General features: G+C 49.1%; 14 protein-coding genes. 8 read left to right on the top strand and 6 right to left on the bottom strand.

The window, feature by feature from the left end:
- Window positions 1–62: 62 nt before the first annotated feature.
- Window positions 63–311: a YHS domain-containing protein gene (locus MRJ96_04440; protein ID MDR4500690.1), complete on the bottom strand. Its 249-nt coding sequence runs from the start codon at window positions 309–311 to the stop codon at window positions 63–65.
- 271 nt (window positions 312–582) lie between these two features.
- On the opposite strand from MRJ96_04440, the gene MRJ96_04445 reads away from it, so the two are divergent.
- Window positions 583–858: a MoaD/ThiS family protein gene (locus MRJ96_04445; protein ID MDR4500691.1), complete on the top strand. Its 276-nt coding sequence runs from the start codon at window positions 583–585 to the stop codon at window positions 856–858.
- 172 nt (window positions 859–1,030) lie between these two features.
- On the opposite strand, the gene MRJ96_04450 is transcribed toward MRJ96_04445, so the two are convergent.
- On the bottom strand, window positions 1,031–1,321 hold the full coding sequence (locus MRJ96_04450) for an HU family DNA-binding protein (GenBank protein ID MDR4500692.1): 291 nt from the start codon (window positions 1,319–1,321) through the stop codon (window positions 1,031–1,033).
- 361 nt (window positions 1,322–1,682) lie between these two features.
- Between MRJ96_04450 and MRJ96_04455 the strand changes: the two genes are divergently transcribed.
- Complete coding sequence (locus MRJ96_04455) at window positions 1,683–2,273, top strand: hypothetical protein (GenBank protein MDR4500693.1); 591 nt, start codon at window positions 1,683–1,685, stop codon at window positions 2,271–2,273.
- Between the two features lie 33 nt (window positions 2,274–2,306).
- On the opposite strand, the gene MRJ96_04460 is transcribed toward MRJ96_04455, so the two are convergent.
- Window positions 2,307–3,623, bottom strand: a complete 1,317-nt coding sequence (locus tag MRJ96_04460; protein ID MDR4500694.1) for an amidohydrolase family protein — start codon at window positions 3,621–3,623, stop codon at window positions 2,307–2,309.
- 404 nt (window positions 3,624–4,027) lie between these two features.
- Between MRJ96_04460 and gcvP the strand changes: the two genes are divergently transcribed.
- Both gcvP and MRJ96_04470 read left to right on the top strand, forming a co-directional pair.
- The gene (gene gcvP / locus MRJ96_04465) at window positions 4,028–6,916 is read left to right on the top strand and encodes an aminomethyl-transferring glycine dehydrogenase (GenBank protein ID MDR4500695.1); all 2,889 of its coding nucleotides are present in this window, start codon (window positions 4,028–4,030) and stop codon (window positions 6,914–6,916) included.
- 130 nt (window positions 6,917–7,046) lie between these two features.
- The gene (locus MRJ96_04470) at window positions 7,047–8,303 is read left to right on the top strand and encodes a dicarboxylate/amino acid:cation symporter (GenBank protein MDR4500696.1); all 1,257 of its coding nucleotides are present in this window, start codon (window positions 7,047–7,049) and stop codon (window positions 8,301–8,303) included.
- 3 nt (window positions 8,304–8,306) lie between these two features.
- Here MRJ96_04470 and MRJ96_04475 read toward each other — a convergent pair whose 3' ends face one another.
- The 3 genes from MRJ96_04475 to MRJ96_04485 form a co-directional block, all read right to left on the bottom strand.
- Window positions 8,307–9,233, bottom strand: coding sequence for a TerB family tellurite resistance protein (locus tag MRJ96_04475; protein ID MDR4500697.1), 927 nt, complete (start codon window positions 9,231–9,233; stop codon window positions 8,307–8,309).
- A gap of 507 nt (window positions 9,234–9,740) precedes the next feature.
- Window positions 9,741–9,896: a hypothetical protein gene (locus MRJ96_04480; protein ID MDR4500698.1), complete on the bottom strand. Its 156-nt coding sequence runs from the start codon at window positions 9,894–9,896 to the stop codon at window positions 9,741–9,743.
- Between the two features lie 366 nt (window positions 9,897–10,262).
- Complete coding sequence (locus MRJ96_04485) at window positions 10,263–10,679, bottom strand: CBS domain-containing protein (GenBank protein MDR4500699.1); 417 nt, start codon at window positions 10,677–10,679, stop codon at window positions 10,263–10,265.
- Between the two features lie 127 nt (window positions 10,680–10,806).
- Here MRJ96_04485 and MRJ96_04490 point away from each other — a divergent pair, with 127 nt between their 5' ends.
- The 4 genes from MRJ96_04490 to MRJ96_04505 all read left to right on the top strand — a co-directional run bounded on the left by MRJ96_04490 (window position 10,807) and on the right by MRJ96_04505 (window position 14,795).
- On the top strand, window positions 10,807–12,447 hold the full coding sequence (locus MRJ96_04490; GenBank protein MDR4500700.1) for a thiamine pyrophosphate-dependent enzyme: 1,641 nt from the start codon (window positions 10,807–10,809) through the stop codon (window positions 12,445–12,447).
- Window positions 12,448–12,568: 121 nt separating this feature from the next.
- Window positions 12,569–13,219: a 2OG-Fe(II) oxygenase gene (locus tag MRJ96_04495; protein MDR4500701.1), complete on the top strand. Its 651-nt coding sequence runs from the start codon at window positions 12,569–12,571 to the stop codon at window positions 13,217–13,219.
- A 364-nt stretch (window positions 13,220–13,583) separates the two neighbouring features.
- Window positions 13,584–14,294, top strand: a complete 711-nt coding sequence (locus tag MRJ96_04500; GenBank protein MDR4500702.1) for an ion transporter — start codon at window positions 13,584–13,586, stop codon at window positions 14,292–14,294.
- Window positions 14,295–14,429: 135 nt separating this feature from the next.
- Window positions 14,430–14,795 (top strand): hypothetical protein, encoded by a 366-nt coding sequence (locus MRJ96_04505; protein ID MDR4500703.1) that lies wholly within the window; start codon window positions 14,430–14,432, stop codon window positions 14,793–14,795.
- Window positions 14,796–15,520 lie beyond the last annotated feature (725 nt).

The following is a 15,520-nucleotide window of genomic DNA, read 5'->3' on the forward strand; positions in this document are numbered from 1 at the left end:
CCGCGCTATTGTAAACGCTGGGGAAAAAGAAGCTGCACACGAAGGAGAAGCTTTTAAAGGAATCAAGACGGATGTTTCTCTAAGAAGCTGTTTGCACAATCCTGACTGCAGAAATAATAGGTCTGTTCATTGATCCGCTTAGTGATCGCTGAATCTGCCGTAATGTACACTTGACAAACCGGATCCTGAATCATGGCATCTTTGGCCAACAGGTTTTCGGGAGTCTCCTTTTTATTCCAATCCCGAATCGCTCGTCGAACCATATAAAACAAGATGATGAGCAGAATGAGGATGATGATAATCCGGTACATGGACCTTCACTCTTAGAATGATTGGCGATTCAACATTACGACTCACACCGTAGACAATCCTGTCTAGGACGATACCGTATCAGGATTCTCCATAGCAATTGCGAAAGTCCAAAGAATATTGCCGCCTGACGCAGAATCTTGTTACCGTGAGAAATGCGGATCGTCATCCGGCGACGTAGAGAAGGCAGGGGAATATCACGATTGGGAGGACAACTCGGTTCCTGATCTATTCATCCATTCAGAAAGACCATATCATGAGAAGGAGAGAACGATGGTGACCATAGCCTTGATGGGAGAACTGCAAACCACTGATGGTGAACGAACGTTGGGATGTGAAATTGCCGAGTCAATTTCGGTCAAACAGCTCATTCGCAATCAAGGCAAGCCTCTCCGAGATGTGTTCCAGCTGCTGAAAGAAAAAAAGCTCATGGTAACCGTTAATAAACGCATTGCCAGCGAGGATACGAAAGTGCATGAAGGAGATGTCGTTAATCTCGTCGCGCACGATGGAATGGGACGTAGTGGGTTGACGCCTTCTCTCTATTAAGCGGGAATCAAAAGCTCCGGCAAAGACCGGCCTGGTATGCGATAACAGAGCAACGGGGCAACGCCTTCTCCAGCGTTACCCCGTGTCATAACAGAACTGATAAAAAGGTGAGCCTGGATGGTTCAAGAAATGGAGAACCAGGAAGAAGAGGTAAACTCAAAAACCTCTCAATCTACTTCTTCACACCGAGGATACGATCCTTCGCGGCTTTAGCCACGCGAAACTTCAGAACTTTCTTCGCGGGAATTTTAATCGCTGCTCCAGTTTGCGGATTTCTTCCGATTCTCGCCTTGCGATGCGCCAAGACAAGCTTTCCGATCCCAGGCAACGTGAAAGAATTTTTGGCTTCTTTGTACGACAGCTCAGCCAAATCATCCAGAATTTGCGTAGCCGTTTTCTTGGTAATGTCGGCTTTCTTCGCCACATGATCAGCAATCTGAGACTTAGTCATTGCTTTTCCCATGTATAGACCTCCTCCTCAGAAAAGATGTTAAAGAACCGTTACTCGCCCACTTGTCTTAAAGAATTTTCAATGGAAGGAAAGCCCCTTTCCCCTACTAAAGAGGCGAGAGTCACATGTTCGTGAACTAGAAATCACGTCCATGCTCTCTAGATGAGATAACGGGGCGAAAGTGTACCGGATGCAAATTACCCTGTCAACACTGATGAAATCAATGATACGGCCCGATTCTCCTTGCTATGCAAGGGGAACGTTCCACCCTTAACTGTGAACATTTCAATCTTGCGAGCTCGGCGTCGGGACAGGTACAGTAGCATGTTTATCGTTTATAATTTATTATTCACTAATTGTAAAGTACTAAACCATGGCCAAAGAACTTCCGATTATCGCTGCTCCGCAGAGCACCGAAGAACCCGTCAAACAAGACGTGATGTACACAAGGGTGTTTTGTAAACGGGAAGACACTCCGCCACTCAAATTGCTCCTGGATTTTCTCCGCGCAAAAAATCAAACGCCTTTGATCGCGTCGATGGACCCCGAAGCCCTCGAGGATTGGGATTGGACGCATGTTTCAATCGGCTATCATAGAGAGCGAAAACCGCTGCAACTGTTCTGCGTCAGGAATAAAGGCACGTATAAGGACGTGTTTGAAACCGAGACCCTCACTTTCCAGAACCGTTTATCACCATTCGACCACATAGAAGCTCAAATAGCCAAAGATTTCGTCCGGAGCGCACACTTTATCGCCACCACACAGTTGCCAAAGAGCGACATCACCGACGAAGGCTATGACTTTAACGGTTGGATTCTTGAGTTCTTTCAGGAAAATTGTGACGGTATCGTCCAAATAGATGACCAAGGATTCTATTCACCAAAAGGTGATCTGATCGTTGACATGGAAGAAGCCGACGAAACCAACCTCGATGGCTCTCCTACTAAGACTGGAGAAGCCTAGTCGTTCGGAGCACCGTCAACCAAGGTACCGCAGCTACTCGTTCTTCTGATCGTCAGCACACAACGCCTCCGACACACATCCCGCGAACGTTTTCCTGGGAAATGCGGTGAGCCCGCCACGATATGCCACCCCATCCTTGATCACCTCGACAAGAGCTTGTTCCTCGAACAGTCTTGGCCGTTCGATGACATCGGACTGGCACACCAAGATGTCAGCCGGGTGACCCGCTGCAATCTTGCCTTCTCCATTCTCACCCACCAATTCACCCGCCAAGCCTGTCATACCATGCCAGGCAGACAAAGCCGGTACTCCATCATTCATCAAAGAAACCAGCTCCATGTAATTTCGACCATGCATCCCCGGTAAAATCGGATCTGTCCCTCCAAGCATCTTTAAGCCACTCTGAAACGCGGCCTGCACGGCCTGGGAATGCGCTTCGGCAACTTGCTGAACCTTATGTTTGACAAATTCGCTGAGATTGTCTTCCTTGACCAATTCCTGGCCAATCCATGAGGTGGGCGTGACGGTACACCCTTTCGCGTACGCTTTTTCGGCCAGGTCCTGATCCATGAATGAAATGTGTTGAATGTCCTTCACACCATGTTGAATGGCCAAAGCAATCCCGTTTTGGCTATGCGCATGAGCGGCCACATACATGCCCCTGGCGGCGGCCTCCTCGCAAATTGCCTCAATTTCAGCGGCCGTGAAATCCCGATGCTCCAGCTTATCCGACGGAGAGACAACTCCGGGACTCGCACAAATCTTCACCAAGTCCCCACCACAAGCGGCAATCTCACGGACTCGTTTACGACACGCCCATGGCCCGTCAACAATACTGGAAGGACGGCCTGGCCCGGGCGGCCACAAGACCGAGACCTGCCCACAGCACCGGTCGGGTCCTAGAAAATCCGCGTGCCCGCCAGTCGTTGAAAGCATACAAATGGCGATCTTAAGTCGCGGACCAATCATGATACCTTGATCGATGAGACGCTTAAGAACATGTGTCGCGCCACCGACATCACGTATGGTCGTTACCCCACCGTTTACCAGAGAGGCATACAGAATCCGCTCTGCATAGATCAGGCCTTCTGGTCCATTCATCCTCTCCATGTCATCCCTTCCCACGCCAAATATCGTCACATGGCCATGACAATCGATGAGGCCGGGGGTCACAGTGTACGACGAGCAGTCGATGCATATAACTTCTGACCCCTTGGGACGCTTGGGATTATGCGGCTGAACCGCTTCAATTTTTCCATTCTCAATCCACACATCCATATGCTTATGAACCGCATCTTGCGTCGCGGCCGTTCCGTCATACAGCTTCTGAATATTCGACAAAATAATCATGGATTCACCCTATGGATTAAATGAATAACAGGTTTAGGATGGTCTTCGCTTTCCTCTACCCGAAATACGATACCCTTGGCAACTTATATCCCTGCCTGAACTACCATGCGTAAGGCATAATTCAGGCGTCATTCTTTGTTTTCTTTGCAGAACTTCTAAGATCATGATAGGCTGTATTCTTAAACATCAGTCCTGGAATTTTTGGAAAACCTGGGTTGTTAGACTCCATTTTCTCATACATCTCACTAGTGAAAAATTAACGAACATTTCGGTGACCGCCTTCTTTTTCAGACAAACATCTCTCCCTTCCAGTTTGAAACATGTTCTACATTGCGATGTGATGGAAAAATCCTGGTTTTTCAGTCAGGCATGGCTTCCCATTTAACACACCCGAGCAGATCGTGATGTCTAACCCTCAGAGCAGTCAAGAATTAACCTTGTTGGACACATTTCCCCGTCGGCATCTTGGCCCAACGGATTCTGACATCCAAGAGATGCTTGGGATTTTGGGCCTTTCATCTCTTGACGCCCTGATCAAGAACACGATTCCTGAAGATATACGTCTGAAACAGCCCCTGACACTCCATACACATCGCAGCGAGCAGGACGTACTCACCGAACTCCGAAACCTCGCCAACCAAAACCAGGTGTACCGATCGTTTATCGGCATGGGCTATTATGACTGCATCACGCCTCCGGTCATACTCAGAAATATCCTGGAAAATCCAGCCTGGTACACGCAGTACACCCCCTATCAAGCTGAAATCGCGCAGGGGAGATTAGAAGCCCTCCTGAACTTTCAGACCATGGTGTCCGACCTGACAGGCCTTCCACTCTCCAATGCTTCCTTATTAGACGAGGCTACCGCTGCCGCTGAGGCCATGACCATGTGCCAGGCTCTCAGTCAATCAAACCAGACATCGTTTTTTGTTTCTGAAGATTGTCATCCGCAGACGATCGCCGTCGTCGAGACGCGAGCCAAACCGCTGGGCCTCACCATAGACATCGGAAATCCCGAAGACATTCAATGGCAAGGTTCACGATATTTTGGGATTCTTCTCCAGTACCCGACGACGGAAGGATATGTTCGAAATTATGAGCATCTGACTCACAGTGCCCATCAAGCAGGCGCTTTGGTCGTAGTTGCCACTGATTTGCTCGCGCTCACGCTGCTTCGTCCTCCAGGTGAATTTGGCGCCGATATCGCGGTTGGATCAAGTCAACGACTCGGCGTCCCTCTCGGATTCGGAGGTCCCCATGCCGCATTCCTTTCGACAAAAGAAACATACAAGCGGCAGATGCCCGGTCGCATGGTTGGCGTATCCCGCGATGCGAATGGGAACATGGCCTATCGACTCGCCTTGCAAACACGGGAACAACACATTCGTCGAGATCGCGCGACCAGTAACATTTGCACGGCCCAAGCCCTCTTGGCCAATGTCGCCAGCATGTATGCCGTCTACCATGGCCCGGCCGGTCTCCGTCAGATTGCTCATCGAATTCGTACACTGACGTTGCGAGTCGCCGAGGGACTGAAAAAACTGGGATGCCAAGTAGAGGAAGCACTCTTCTTTGACACCGTGCGCGTGACATCGCCAGACATCCCCGCTGAACGCATTATGGCCAATTGTCAAACTCAACGAATGAACCTTCGCCTATTCGAGAATGGGACGTTTGGAATTTCACTCGATGAAGCGACGACTTCTTCAGAAATAGAGCGCCTCTTTAAAATATTTTCACCAACCGAAACGCTCCCATTTTCCTTAGAGGACCTTGGACAAGCTATCGACTCGACGATACCAGAACTATTTGCGCGAACATCCTCATACCTCACTCACAAAGTATTCAATCAATACCATTCTGAGCACGAATTGCTTCGATACATGTATTATCTTCAGAATCGGGACTTATCCTTAGTACATTCGATGATTCCGTTGGGATCATGCACGATGAAGCTGAACGCGACCGTCGAGATGACTCCGGTTACCTGGCCTGAGTTTGGAAGGCTTCATCCTTTTATTCCACGAGATCAATCACAGGGGTACGAAAAATTATTTCGACAACTGGAGGAATGGTTAGCGGAAATTTCGGGGTTTTCCGCCGTCTCACTTCAACCCAACGCCGGCTCCCAGGGTGAATACGCTGGTCTCATGGCTATTCAGGCATATCATGAACAGCGGGGGCAGGCTCAGCGGAAGGTTTGCCTGATTCCAGTCTCAGCGCACGGCACGAATCCGGCCAGTGCTGTGATCGCCGGTCTCAAAGTCGTTCCCGTCGCGTGCGACGACCGGGGGAACATCGATCTCGCGGATTTAGAAGCCAAAGCCTCGGAACACCAAGACGCCTTATCCGCACTCATGGTGACCTACCCCTCGACTCATGGGGTGTTTGAAGAAACGATTCGTCAAGTTTGTCAGATCGTCCACCGCTATGGTGGACAGGTGTACATGGATGGCGCAAATATGAATGCGATGGTCGGTCTATGCCGTCCGGGAGACATAGGCGCGGACGTGTGTCATCTCAACCTGCACAAAACCTTTTGCATCCCGCATGGTGGAGGCGGTCCCGGCATGGGTCCCATCGGAGTCGCCGCTCATCTCGCTCCATTCCTCCCAGGGCATCCCATTCATAATCCAAGCGGGTTTCAAGCTATTGGTCCAATCGCCGCCGCACCGTATGGCAGTCCGAGTATTCTCCCCATTTCTTGGGCGTTTATCGCGCTCATGGGAGAGGACGGATTGACCAAGGCGACCCAAGTAGCCATTCTCAACGCCAACTACATGGCCAAACGCCTCGAAAAACATTACGATGTGCTCTATACGGGAAAGCATAACCTTTCGGCTCACGAATTTATCCTGGATTTACGGCCCTTCAAGAAAAGTGCCGATATTGAGGTGGAAGATATCGCCAAACGTCTCATGGATTTTGGGTTTCATGCTCCAACGGTGTCCTGGCCAGTTCCGGGAACCATGATGATCGAACCGACCGAAAGCGAATCCAAGTCTGAGCTGGACCGGTATTGTGAAGCCCTCATCACGATCAGAAAAGAAATCGCAGAGGTTGAGGACGGACAATTTCCCCGAGACAATAACCCGCTCAAACATGCCCCACATACCATCGAGCAGATTGCATCGTCAGAGTGGAATCATCCCTACTCCCGTGAACAGGCCGCATTTCCTCAACCGTGGTTAAGACACAGAAAATTCTGGCCGGCTGTTTCGCGCATCGACAATGCCTATGGCGATCGTAACCTGGTCTGCACCTGCCCACCCATGGAAAGTTATCAAACGTAACTTTTCAGGAATCGATGGATTCACTTTCTCCTTCACGGCCCCCATTCACGACTCTTCCTGATCGCCCATCGCAGAACACCATGATTTCGTCGGCACGTACCAAACGAATATTCTCTCCCTTGTAATTCTCGTGGCCTCCAACTCCTCCAATCGACTGCTGATACTCATCATACTGGGCATTGTCGGCGGAATCATGCTTGGTGGATTCATCCCGAAAGCGGGACATGCCGTGGCGTTTCTCGGAGAGCTTTTTCTTCGTGCGCTGTTTGTCATGGTCGTGCCGTTGGTCATGAGTTCCATGGTCGTGGGAGTCAGTAGCCTGGGTGACGTTCGACAATTGGGACAGCTGGGCGGTCGGACGGTCCTATTTTTCATGACCACGACCGCCATCGCCGTTTCGATCGGACTGGTATTGGTGTTGGTTATCCATCCTGGCGTTCCCACGGAAAACTTGCAGGCAAGTAGTGAAGCCATGGAAACCGTATCCGAGCGTATGGAAGACAAGCCGACGACCCTTGGTGATTTACTCAAAACCATCCTCACCAGTCTGGTGCCCAAGAATTTATTTTCGGCCATGGCCAACACCGAGATTCTGCCATTAATCGTCTTCTCACTCATATTCGGCGGCATTCTCACGACTATAGGCGAAAAAGGCAGCATCGTGATTCGATTCTTCGAAGGGATCAACGAAGCTATCATGGGCATCGTCCATTTACTGATGTGGGTTGCGCCGCTCGGCATAGGCGCCTTAGTCGCGGGTCGTCTTGGAGAAGCGGGAGGTTTCTCCGGGTTTTGGCCGCAGCTTCAATCCCTGGGAGCCTATGCAGGCACTGTTATTCTGGCACTGTTCCTTCACGGGATGATCGTGCTGCCTGTGATACTTCAATTCGTCGCGCGACAATCTGTTCCAGCCTTCGCCAAAACCATGAGCGCACCACTGATGACCGCTTTTTCCACGAGTTCGAGCTCGGCGACTATGCCTCTGACCATCGACAGCCTGATCGAGAAGGGCAATATTTCCAGAAGAACCGTCAGCTTCGTCATTCCGTTGGGGGCGACGATCAATATGAATGGCACGGCACTCTATGAAGCCGTGGCGGCAGTGTTTATCGCGCAGAGTTATGGGATTGAGCTGGGGTTGGGAGAAACCATCATCGTCCTGCTCACGGCCACGCTTTCGGCTATCGGAGCAGCCGGGATTCCGGAAGCCGGATTAGTGACCATGGTCATCGTGCTCAAAGCCGTCAACCTTCCGATAGAAGGTATTTCTCTCATCCTGGTGATTGATTGGTTTCTGGACCGCTGCCGGACGACCGTCAATGTATGGGGGGATGCGGTTGGTGCCGCCGTGATCGACAGGTTGGAAGGGAATCAAGACAAAAATTGATAGTCACAACCCGCTTCGATCTTCTCGCGAAATGGTCAGCTTCGCTTCGATGAAGTCCTGATGACCCAGCTCCAGACTGTTGGCGATCGAACGAATTTCTTCGATTTCTTCGCTTGAAGTCTTACCGGCGGCGTTCGCGATGGCAAACAAGCCTTTGAGAAACGCTTTACGCTCAGGAATCGTCGTATAGGCGCGAAACCCTTTGGACAATTGGACGAAATCCAGCCCTTTCATGATGCGTTGATAACTGATCTCCATGATCAATTGAGCTTCTTCCTTTGGGAGCTGCCAGCCTTCGGCCAAGGCACGGACGATGGAATGTTGCTCTTGCTCACTGAACGCTTTATCCACCCAGGCAACGCGAGCCATTAATCCAGCCGCTAAACAGACCTTTCGAATTTTATCCTCTGGTAACGAAAGCGTCAGACCCCGTTCTTTCATTTCCGACACCAATTGGTAGTAAACCGTATTTTTGATGAAATCATCTAGCCGGCTTTCTCGCCCGCCGTCATTCCCGTAATAACTCGTGCGGGCACTGATAGCCCGACGAAGGGGATTGCCGAGATGCGCAAACAGTCCTGTGCTTTTTGCCTCAATGTCCTGCCGAAGTGTTTCCACCACAGCCACCTCAGCTTCCTGCGTGGTCCCGTCGACATGAACGAGTTTCTCCAACGTGGACAGGGCCAACGTTTTCTCCTCACCTGTCGACATCCTGTTTAAGACATCCGCCAACAGCGTCTCCCGTTCCTCTTCACTGACAGGCGAGTCCATGTACATCTCCAATTTCATCCATTCTTCACCGGAAATCTCCGGCAGGAGAAAGAGCAGTTCCTTCAACGCATTGATCTCGCTCTGTTCCAAACGCCCATCCGCCCAGGCCGCCGCGATCAGGAGTTTGCCGAGATCAAACACAAATTCTTTATTAGCCATAAGTCAAATTCCTATTCTTTAGCGATTTTCATCATAGCGAGTGAATTTTCTGCATGAAACGTACACAAAATGGAACAGCAGGGAAAAAGGGTACGCATGCTCTGGGTCAAAATCAAGTCCCGACCCATAATGGGAATGTTGAATAATGGGATGTGTTTTCTAAAAGGCGTATACGTGGATCAAGCGGGAAACTAAACCGACGCAGAAACGATCAGGGGGGAATGACTAGCTATTGGGAGGTTCACTTGAGAAGCGAATAGGCAAGTCATCGATAAAAGTCCCCGGTACGCTGGCCTGGCACGCTGGATAGAAGACTCCATTCCTTCTCTAAAGAATGCTCCTGGAACCGACCTCTGCAGTTCCGAATTTCCCATCCAGCCCAGGGTTTGACGACCTTTCCACTTCATACACGATGAAACAGCAAAAAGTATTCCATGAAAAAATGCTCAATCTCGATAGAATGTTCTCGCTCGCAAATGCTTCACCTTTTTCCAGTAACATGTTGTTTCACGCCGCTTTTTTATCAATAGCCTTGTCAGGTTTTTCCTGTGACGTCTCTTCATCTTCAGGCATGCTCGGCCCTTGGGAACTTGTCAAAGTCATCACGAACATCGTCAAAAGAGCCAACAGATACATGCCTCCTGCGATAAATCCCCACTCCATAGGCGCTCCCTCCCATGAATACGCACGATGACAATAAAGAAGACCACATCATGACTATCTCAGTCGTACAGACCCTTAAGTTGTAGTCCCAAGTTTCCATCAAGTTCCCCTCGCTAGCTATTTCAAGATGGAGCAAAGTTCGCACCACTTTGGAAACAGAATGGTCATCATGGTTGCCCGTCGTAATGACTTTAAAAATGCAGAAATGGAGTAGGTCAACGTGAGTTAAAGAGCGAAAAAACAGGAGAGTCAACTATCTCAGAGAGGAAATGTATCTCTTCAGATTCAATGGGTATTGAAACCGATACAGGTCGAGAAGAAGATCGTAGAAATCCAGCAGACAAGCCACTCGACGGCTGACGAGGTTTATTCTGTGGGAACCTTGCCAAGTAGGGCGCGAAAAATATCTTTCCACGTCACGATGCCTTCGATCATCCCGTCAGGTGAAAGGACCGGGAGGCAGGAAATTCCTTTATCGAGGAGCATGTGGGCTGCATCTTCAATCGACGTCTGTTGCGTGACTGTCGGATGTTTTCTGGTCATGATCTGATGCGCGCGTTTTTGTAACGTCGCCGAATCTCGTTCGGTTTCTGACAGGGTCCCGACATATGGACTGACGGCTTTCCAGAGATCTTTTTCCGTAATGACCCCTGCAAACTTGCCCTCACTCCCTACCAGAAGGTGATGAAAACTGGCCCTCTGAAATATGGCTCTTATGTCTTCAAGCGTGTCGTCCATTTCTACGGTGACCACATTCGAGATCATCACTAAGCCTACCGTCATTTTAGTGCCCTTGTTTCATGAGACATAGGAACCAACTGATTAACAGACACCTGCATCTTCTTTTTTCTCACCTACTCTGTTTTTTTCGGTATAATGAAGAAATTCATTAAATAGAAGGCATTCGATCATGTCAGACACCATCGGTACTTTCCTCCTCACCCGTTTACATCAACTCGGGCTCAACCACATATTCGGGATCCCGGGGGACTATGTCCTGACGTTGTACAAACTGCTGGACGAATCTCCCATTCGGCATATTGGCACGACACGTGAAGATTGCGCTGGATTTGCTGCTGATGCGTATGCCCGAATCAAAGGAATCGGTGGAATTTGCGTCACCTACTGTGTCGGTGGACTGAACATCGTGAATGCCGTCGCGTGCGCGTATGCCGAGCGGTCACCCGTAGTGGTGCTCTCTGGATCGCCTGGTGTGGCCGAGCGAAGTCAAAATCCTTTTCTCCACCACATGGTGCGAGATCACACCACGCAACGAGAAGTCTTTGACAAAATCACGGTCGCCTCAGTCATTCTTGATGATCCCCTCACTGCCGAACGTGAAATCGATAGAGCCCTGGCAGCCTTACGACGTTATAAGCGTCCGATCTATTTGGAAATTCCTCGCGATAAGGTCCTGACTCCTATCGAAGTGGAATCATCGACGCTGCCACAAGAAACCGAATGTTCCAGTGATCCCACAGCCGTGAAAGAAGCCGTCGCAGAGGTTCGGACCATTCTTGCGAACTCTGAACGACCCGTGCTGTTAGCTGGTGCAGAAATCTATCGGTACGGACTTCAGGATGACTTACGGCATCTGGTTGAACGGATGAATACGCCATTCGCCACGACCCTCCTCGGAAAGTCCGTGATACAAGAAGACCACCCCCTGTATATTGGAGTCTATGGGGGATTGGTGGGTCGAGAAGAAGTTCTGACATTCGTCGACAACGCCGACTGCCTCATGACGCTGGGAACCGTCTTTACAGACATCGATGATGTGAAGGTGCATACCCGGCTCTTGGCTTCGGGACGAACGATTCATGCGACCGCCGATGCGATTACCATCAAACATCATCGCTATGATGGCGTGCGATTTGAAGACTTTGTCCGGGCATTGACCGCTGCGCCTTTGCCATCGTTTCCATCCCAACAACTCCCGAAGCACGATCCCTTTTTATTCGAAGCCTCACCGCCATCAACACCCGTGACATTACACAGTCTCTTTGGCCATCTCGACAGTCAACTAACCGACGAATCCATGGTCATCGCCGACATCGGTGAATCCCTTTTTGCGTCAGCCGATATACATGTGCATGAAAGTGCGAGATTTCTCTCACCAGCCTATTACACATCGATGGGCTTCAGCGTGCCCGCCGCGCTGGGCGCAGGCTTTGCCGATCCATCAAAACGGATCATCGTCCTGGTCGGAGATGGCGCGTTTCAAATGACCGGAACTGAGCTTGCCACATGCTTCCGGTATGGACAAACGCCAATCGTCATCGTCCTGAACAATCGTGGATATACGACAGAACGAGAAATCCTCGACGGCCCGTTTAACGATATTCACGAATGGCAGTATGAAAAAATCTGTACCTTGATGGGCGGGGGAGTGGGCATGGTCGTCCGTACATTTGGCGAATTGGTGGAGAATCTAAAAACAGCCATGACCGATGTGAATAATATCTATGTATTGAATGTTCTGCTTGAACCTAAAGACCGTTCTACGGCGATGACGAGGGTCGCTCAGCGACTGGCTAAGCGGCTCAATTGACATGGACGCTGTGGCAGAACGTCACTTGCGTATCTTCCGTAGTTGACGTATAAAAATCGCTTAAAGCTTAATACCCTGACTCTTTTTCTCAAGCGAATGAATGTGGGAATGACCTCGGATTATGATCATTTCGCTTTCTGAATTCGATCCAACGACATTTTCCTTTCACGACGATCCAGTGCTCGTTGTAGAAAATTTTTGGAATGCAGAGGAAAGAAGCCGCTTTCGAAAAGCCATGGAACAATCAACATGGACGGCCCTGGCTGAAATGCCGCCTGTGGCCGCCGCCTTCAAGGATTGTGGCAACTGGCTTAAGAGCGAAATCGGACCGGAAGAGGGCAACTATTTCATGAGCCGGGTAGGGCTCTCCTGTATCGCTGAATACGTCGAGTCATTCCCGAACATCAAAAGCCGCCATATCAACTTCAATTATTACTCCTACGGAGTCGGCGATTGCCTCTCGACGCACGATGACACAGACGAGGCCTACGCCTATGCCGAAGGGAAGACACCACCCACGAGGCGCTTGGCCTTGGCGACGTACTTCCATGAACGGTGGGAATCTGATTGGGGAGGAGAGTTAATCATTTACCGGGAAAAACCGGACTTTCAAGAAACCCATCAATTAGAAGTCGTTCAATGTATTCCTCCCATGCCAGGCTCCCTGGCTGTTTTTTCCGTTCCACGTCACCATCGCGTCTGCCGTGTCGATCCGCTCGCAGGCAACCACACACGCCTCTCCATCGCCGGCTGGTTCATGACTGCCTCCTAGACACCTGTAACTTTTAATACGCCAACCAAATCTATACCTGAAAATTAACTCTGTGGGCTCGTGAACTAGGTTCCCGCATGGGGCTTCATTACCTACCTCCATTAATCAACTACTTCGAAAGTATTCCAAGCAGCTCGCAGGATACTGGAAGTCAGTAACTGGGCCAATATTAGGAAAAGTAGTCTGCAATCACAGGCGTATTAGAAGGACACCTCTATTCACCTGCTGTGCATGTTTTTCATCCACGTGCCCATAATTCTTGCTCATTGACAAAGCTTTTAATCTCTCGCATAGTCTTAAACCAAACCCCTTCTTCGATCGGCTTTTGGCAGTTTCATGTATTCAGATGATAAAAACTGTGAGAATGAGATTAAAAGATATAATTGAGAGGGATGATACGACGGCGGGTCGGGTTTTCGATTTACTCGTCCAATTTTTAATAGTTGTCTCAATAGTTACATTTTCTATTGAAACGTTACCAAATTTGGGGAAGAACACGAGGGAATTATTGTCAGCTTTAGAGACACTCATCGTTGCTATTTTCACCGCAGAATATTTTCTCAGAATTTACGTTGCGGATAAGAAAAGAGACTATATCTTAAGTTGCTATGGAATTGTTGATTTCATCGCAATTATTCCTTTTTATCTATCTCTTGGGACAGACCTAAGGTCAGTAAGAATCTTACGCATGTTGCGTCTTTTCAGAGTATTTAAGTTGGGTAGATACAACGCCGCGATGCAAAGATTTTACAAGGCGTTCTTAATGGCAAAGGAAGAAATGCTTTTATTTGGAGTCGTGACATTAATGTTGCTATACCTAGCGGCTATTGGGATTTATTACTTCGAGAATGAAGCACAACCTGAAAAATTTAATAGTATTTTTCACAGCATTTGGTGGGCTGTTGCCACACTTACGACAGTAGGCTACGGTGATATTTACCCCATAACAGCGGGAGGGAGGACATTTACATTTATCATTCTTATGATCGGGCTAGGAATAGTGGCAATACCAGCCGGCCTTCTGGCCTCCGCTCTATCAAAAGTACGGACAGATGACTATGAAGAGGGTAAATGAAAGGTGAATGCAAATACTGTAGGCAGCAGGCAGGCTTTCTCCGCAAAAAACATAGTAATTGCCATAAAAAACATCTAGAGGGTAAAAATTGGTCATTTCCATATTTTTACTTGGCAATTACTCCCAATCAAAGCGATGTCCCGTCAACCAAACTATCTCAAAGACAGTATTTCCAACGGTAATCCACGAGAGCAAGCTTTGATCCGCCGTTGGTGGGCTGAAGAACAGGGCTCAAAAGGACTTCTTGTCTGGGAATATTACATAGATGGCAGATATGCTGACTGTCTTTGGTTTCTCGACGACATACGAGATGGGCAGGAAGCTTCGGGGAAACAGTCCTCTGGAACATTTCCGTTAACAGGCCGACGTATTGTGCTATGTGAAGCAAAGCACGATCTCAATCCTGAAGTTATAGGCCAAGCTCTCGTCTATTCAAGATTTGCCATAGCCGCAGGTGGACATTTGGAGAAGACCATCATATTTTCTGAAACCGCATCTTAACCTATTCCCCAGACATTTCATCTTTGTGACATTTTCTCCAGTCGGTTAATCAACAATGCCTGAAAATTTGAACACAGCTTTCGAACAATTTCTCTCAGACATTGAGCGGGCTTATGAGCAATTGGGGCACACCCTGGGCTGGCGGTTCTTGAATGTTTCTCGAAATGTGCTTCATCAAGATCCACCCATTGCGCTCATCACACTCAATCCCGGGGGAAGGACAATTCCACACGACCATCCACCTGCAAGTTGCGAGTCGGGATGTTCCTATATTGTGGAAAGTTGGAACGAGAAACGTCCAGGCCACAGCCCATTGCAAGTTCAAGTGCAGCGGCTGTTTTCAAAAATCTCCGAGCATTCCGCATTAGAAAGTTGTGGGATCGAACTCCTTGAACGCACTCTCATAGGATATTTTATTCCATTTCGGTCACCCCGTTTGAAAGATCTCAATAATAGAATGAGTTCCCTGGAATTTGGCAAACAACTCTGGATGAAGGTTTTCTCGTTGGTGCATCCGAAGCTCACTATCTGCATTGACAGGGATACGTTCTCAAATTTATCTACGATGATTCCTCAAGCTTTCAACTGCCACGAAATACATCGGCAAGAGATGAATACTGGGTGGGGAAATACCAAGGCAAAGATCGTAGATTATGGAAATCACAGGAATATCAAATTATTGCGGCTTCCCCATCTGTCCACCTTCAAAGTCTTTTCTCGGCCGC

This window comes from Nitrospirales bacterium (assembly GCA_031315865.1).
Classification (GTDB): Bacteria; Nitrospirota; Nitrospiria; order Nitrospirales; family UBA8639; genus JAGQKC01.

Bases quoted from the DNA above. Each gene is read 5' to 3' on its own strand.
- MRJ96_04500 (MDR4500702.1), top strand. From the start codon at position 13,584: ATGAGATTAAAAGATATAATTGAGAGGGATGATACGACGGCGGGTCGG.
- MRJ96_04485 (MDR4500699.1), bottom strand. From the start codon at position 10,679: ATGACGGTAGGCTTAGTGATGATCTCGAATGTGGTCACCGTAGAAATG.
- MRJ96_04495 (MDR4500701.1), top strand. From the start codon at position 12,569: ATGATCATTTCGCTTTCTGAATTCGATCCAACGACATTTTCCTTTCAC.
- MRJ96_04475 (MDR4500697.1), bottom strand. From the start codon at position 9,233: ATGGCTAATAAAGAATTTGTGTTTGATCTCGGCAAACTCCTGATCGCG.
- MRJ96_04450 (MDR4500692.1), bottom strand. From the start codon at position 1,321: ATGGGAAAAGCAATGACTAAGTCTCAGATTGCTGATCATGTGGCGAAG.
- gcvP (MDR4500695.1), top strand. From the start codon at position 4,028: ATGTCTAACCCTCAGAGCAGTCAAGAATTAACCTTGTTGGACACATTT.
- MRJ96_04460 (MDR4500694.1), bottom strand. From the start codon at position 3,623: ATGATTATTTTGTCGAATATTCAGAAGCTGTATGACGGAACGGCCGCG.
- MRJ96_04440 (MDR4500690.1), bottom strand. From the start codon at position 311: ATGTACCGGATTATCATCATCCTCATTCTGCTCATCATCTTGTTTTAT.
- MRJ96_04455 (MDR4500693.1), top strand. From the start codon at position 1,683: ATGGCCAAAGAACTTCCGATTATCGCTGCTCCGCAGAGCACCGAAGAA.
- MRJ96_04445 (MDR4500691.1), top strand. From the start codon at position 583: ATGGTGACCATAGCCTTGATGGGAGAACTGCAAACCACTGATGGTGAA.
- MRJ96_04505 (MDR4500703.1), top strand. From the start codon at position 14,430: ATGTCCCGTCAACCAAACTATCTCAAAGACAGTATTTCCAACGGTAAT.
- MRJ96_04480 (MDR4500698.1), bottom strand. From the start codon at position 9,896: ATGGAGTGGGGATTTATCGCAGGAGGCATGTATCTGTTGGCTCTTTTG.
- MRJ96_04490 (MDR4500700.1), top strand. From the start codon at position 10,807: ATGTCAGACACCATCGGTACTTTCCTCCTCACCCGTTTACATCAACTC.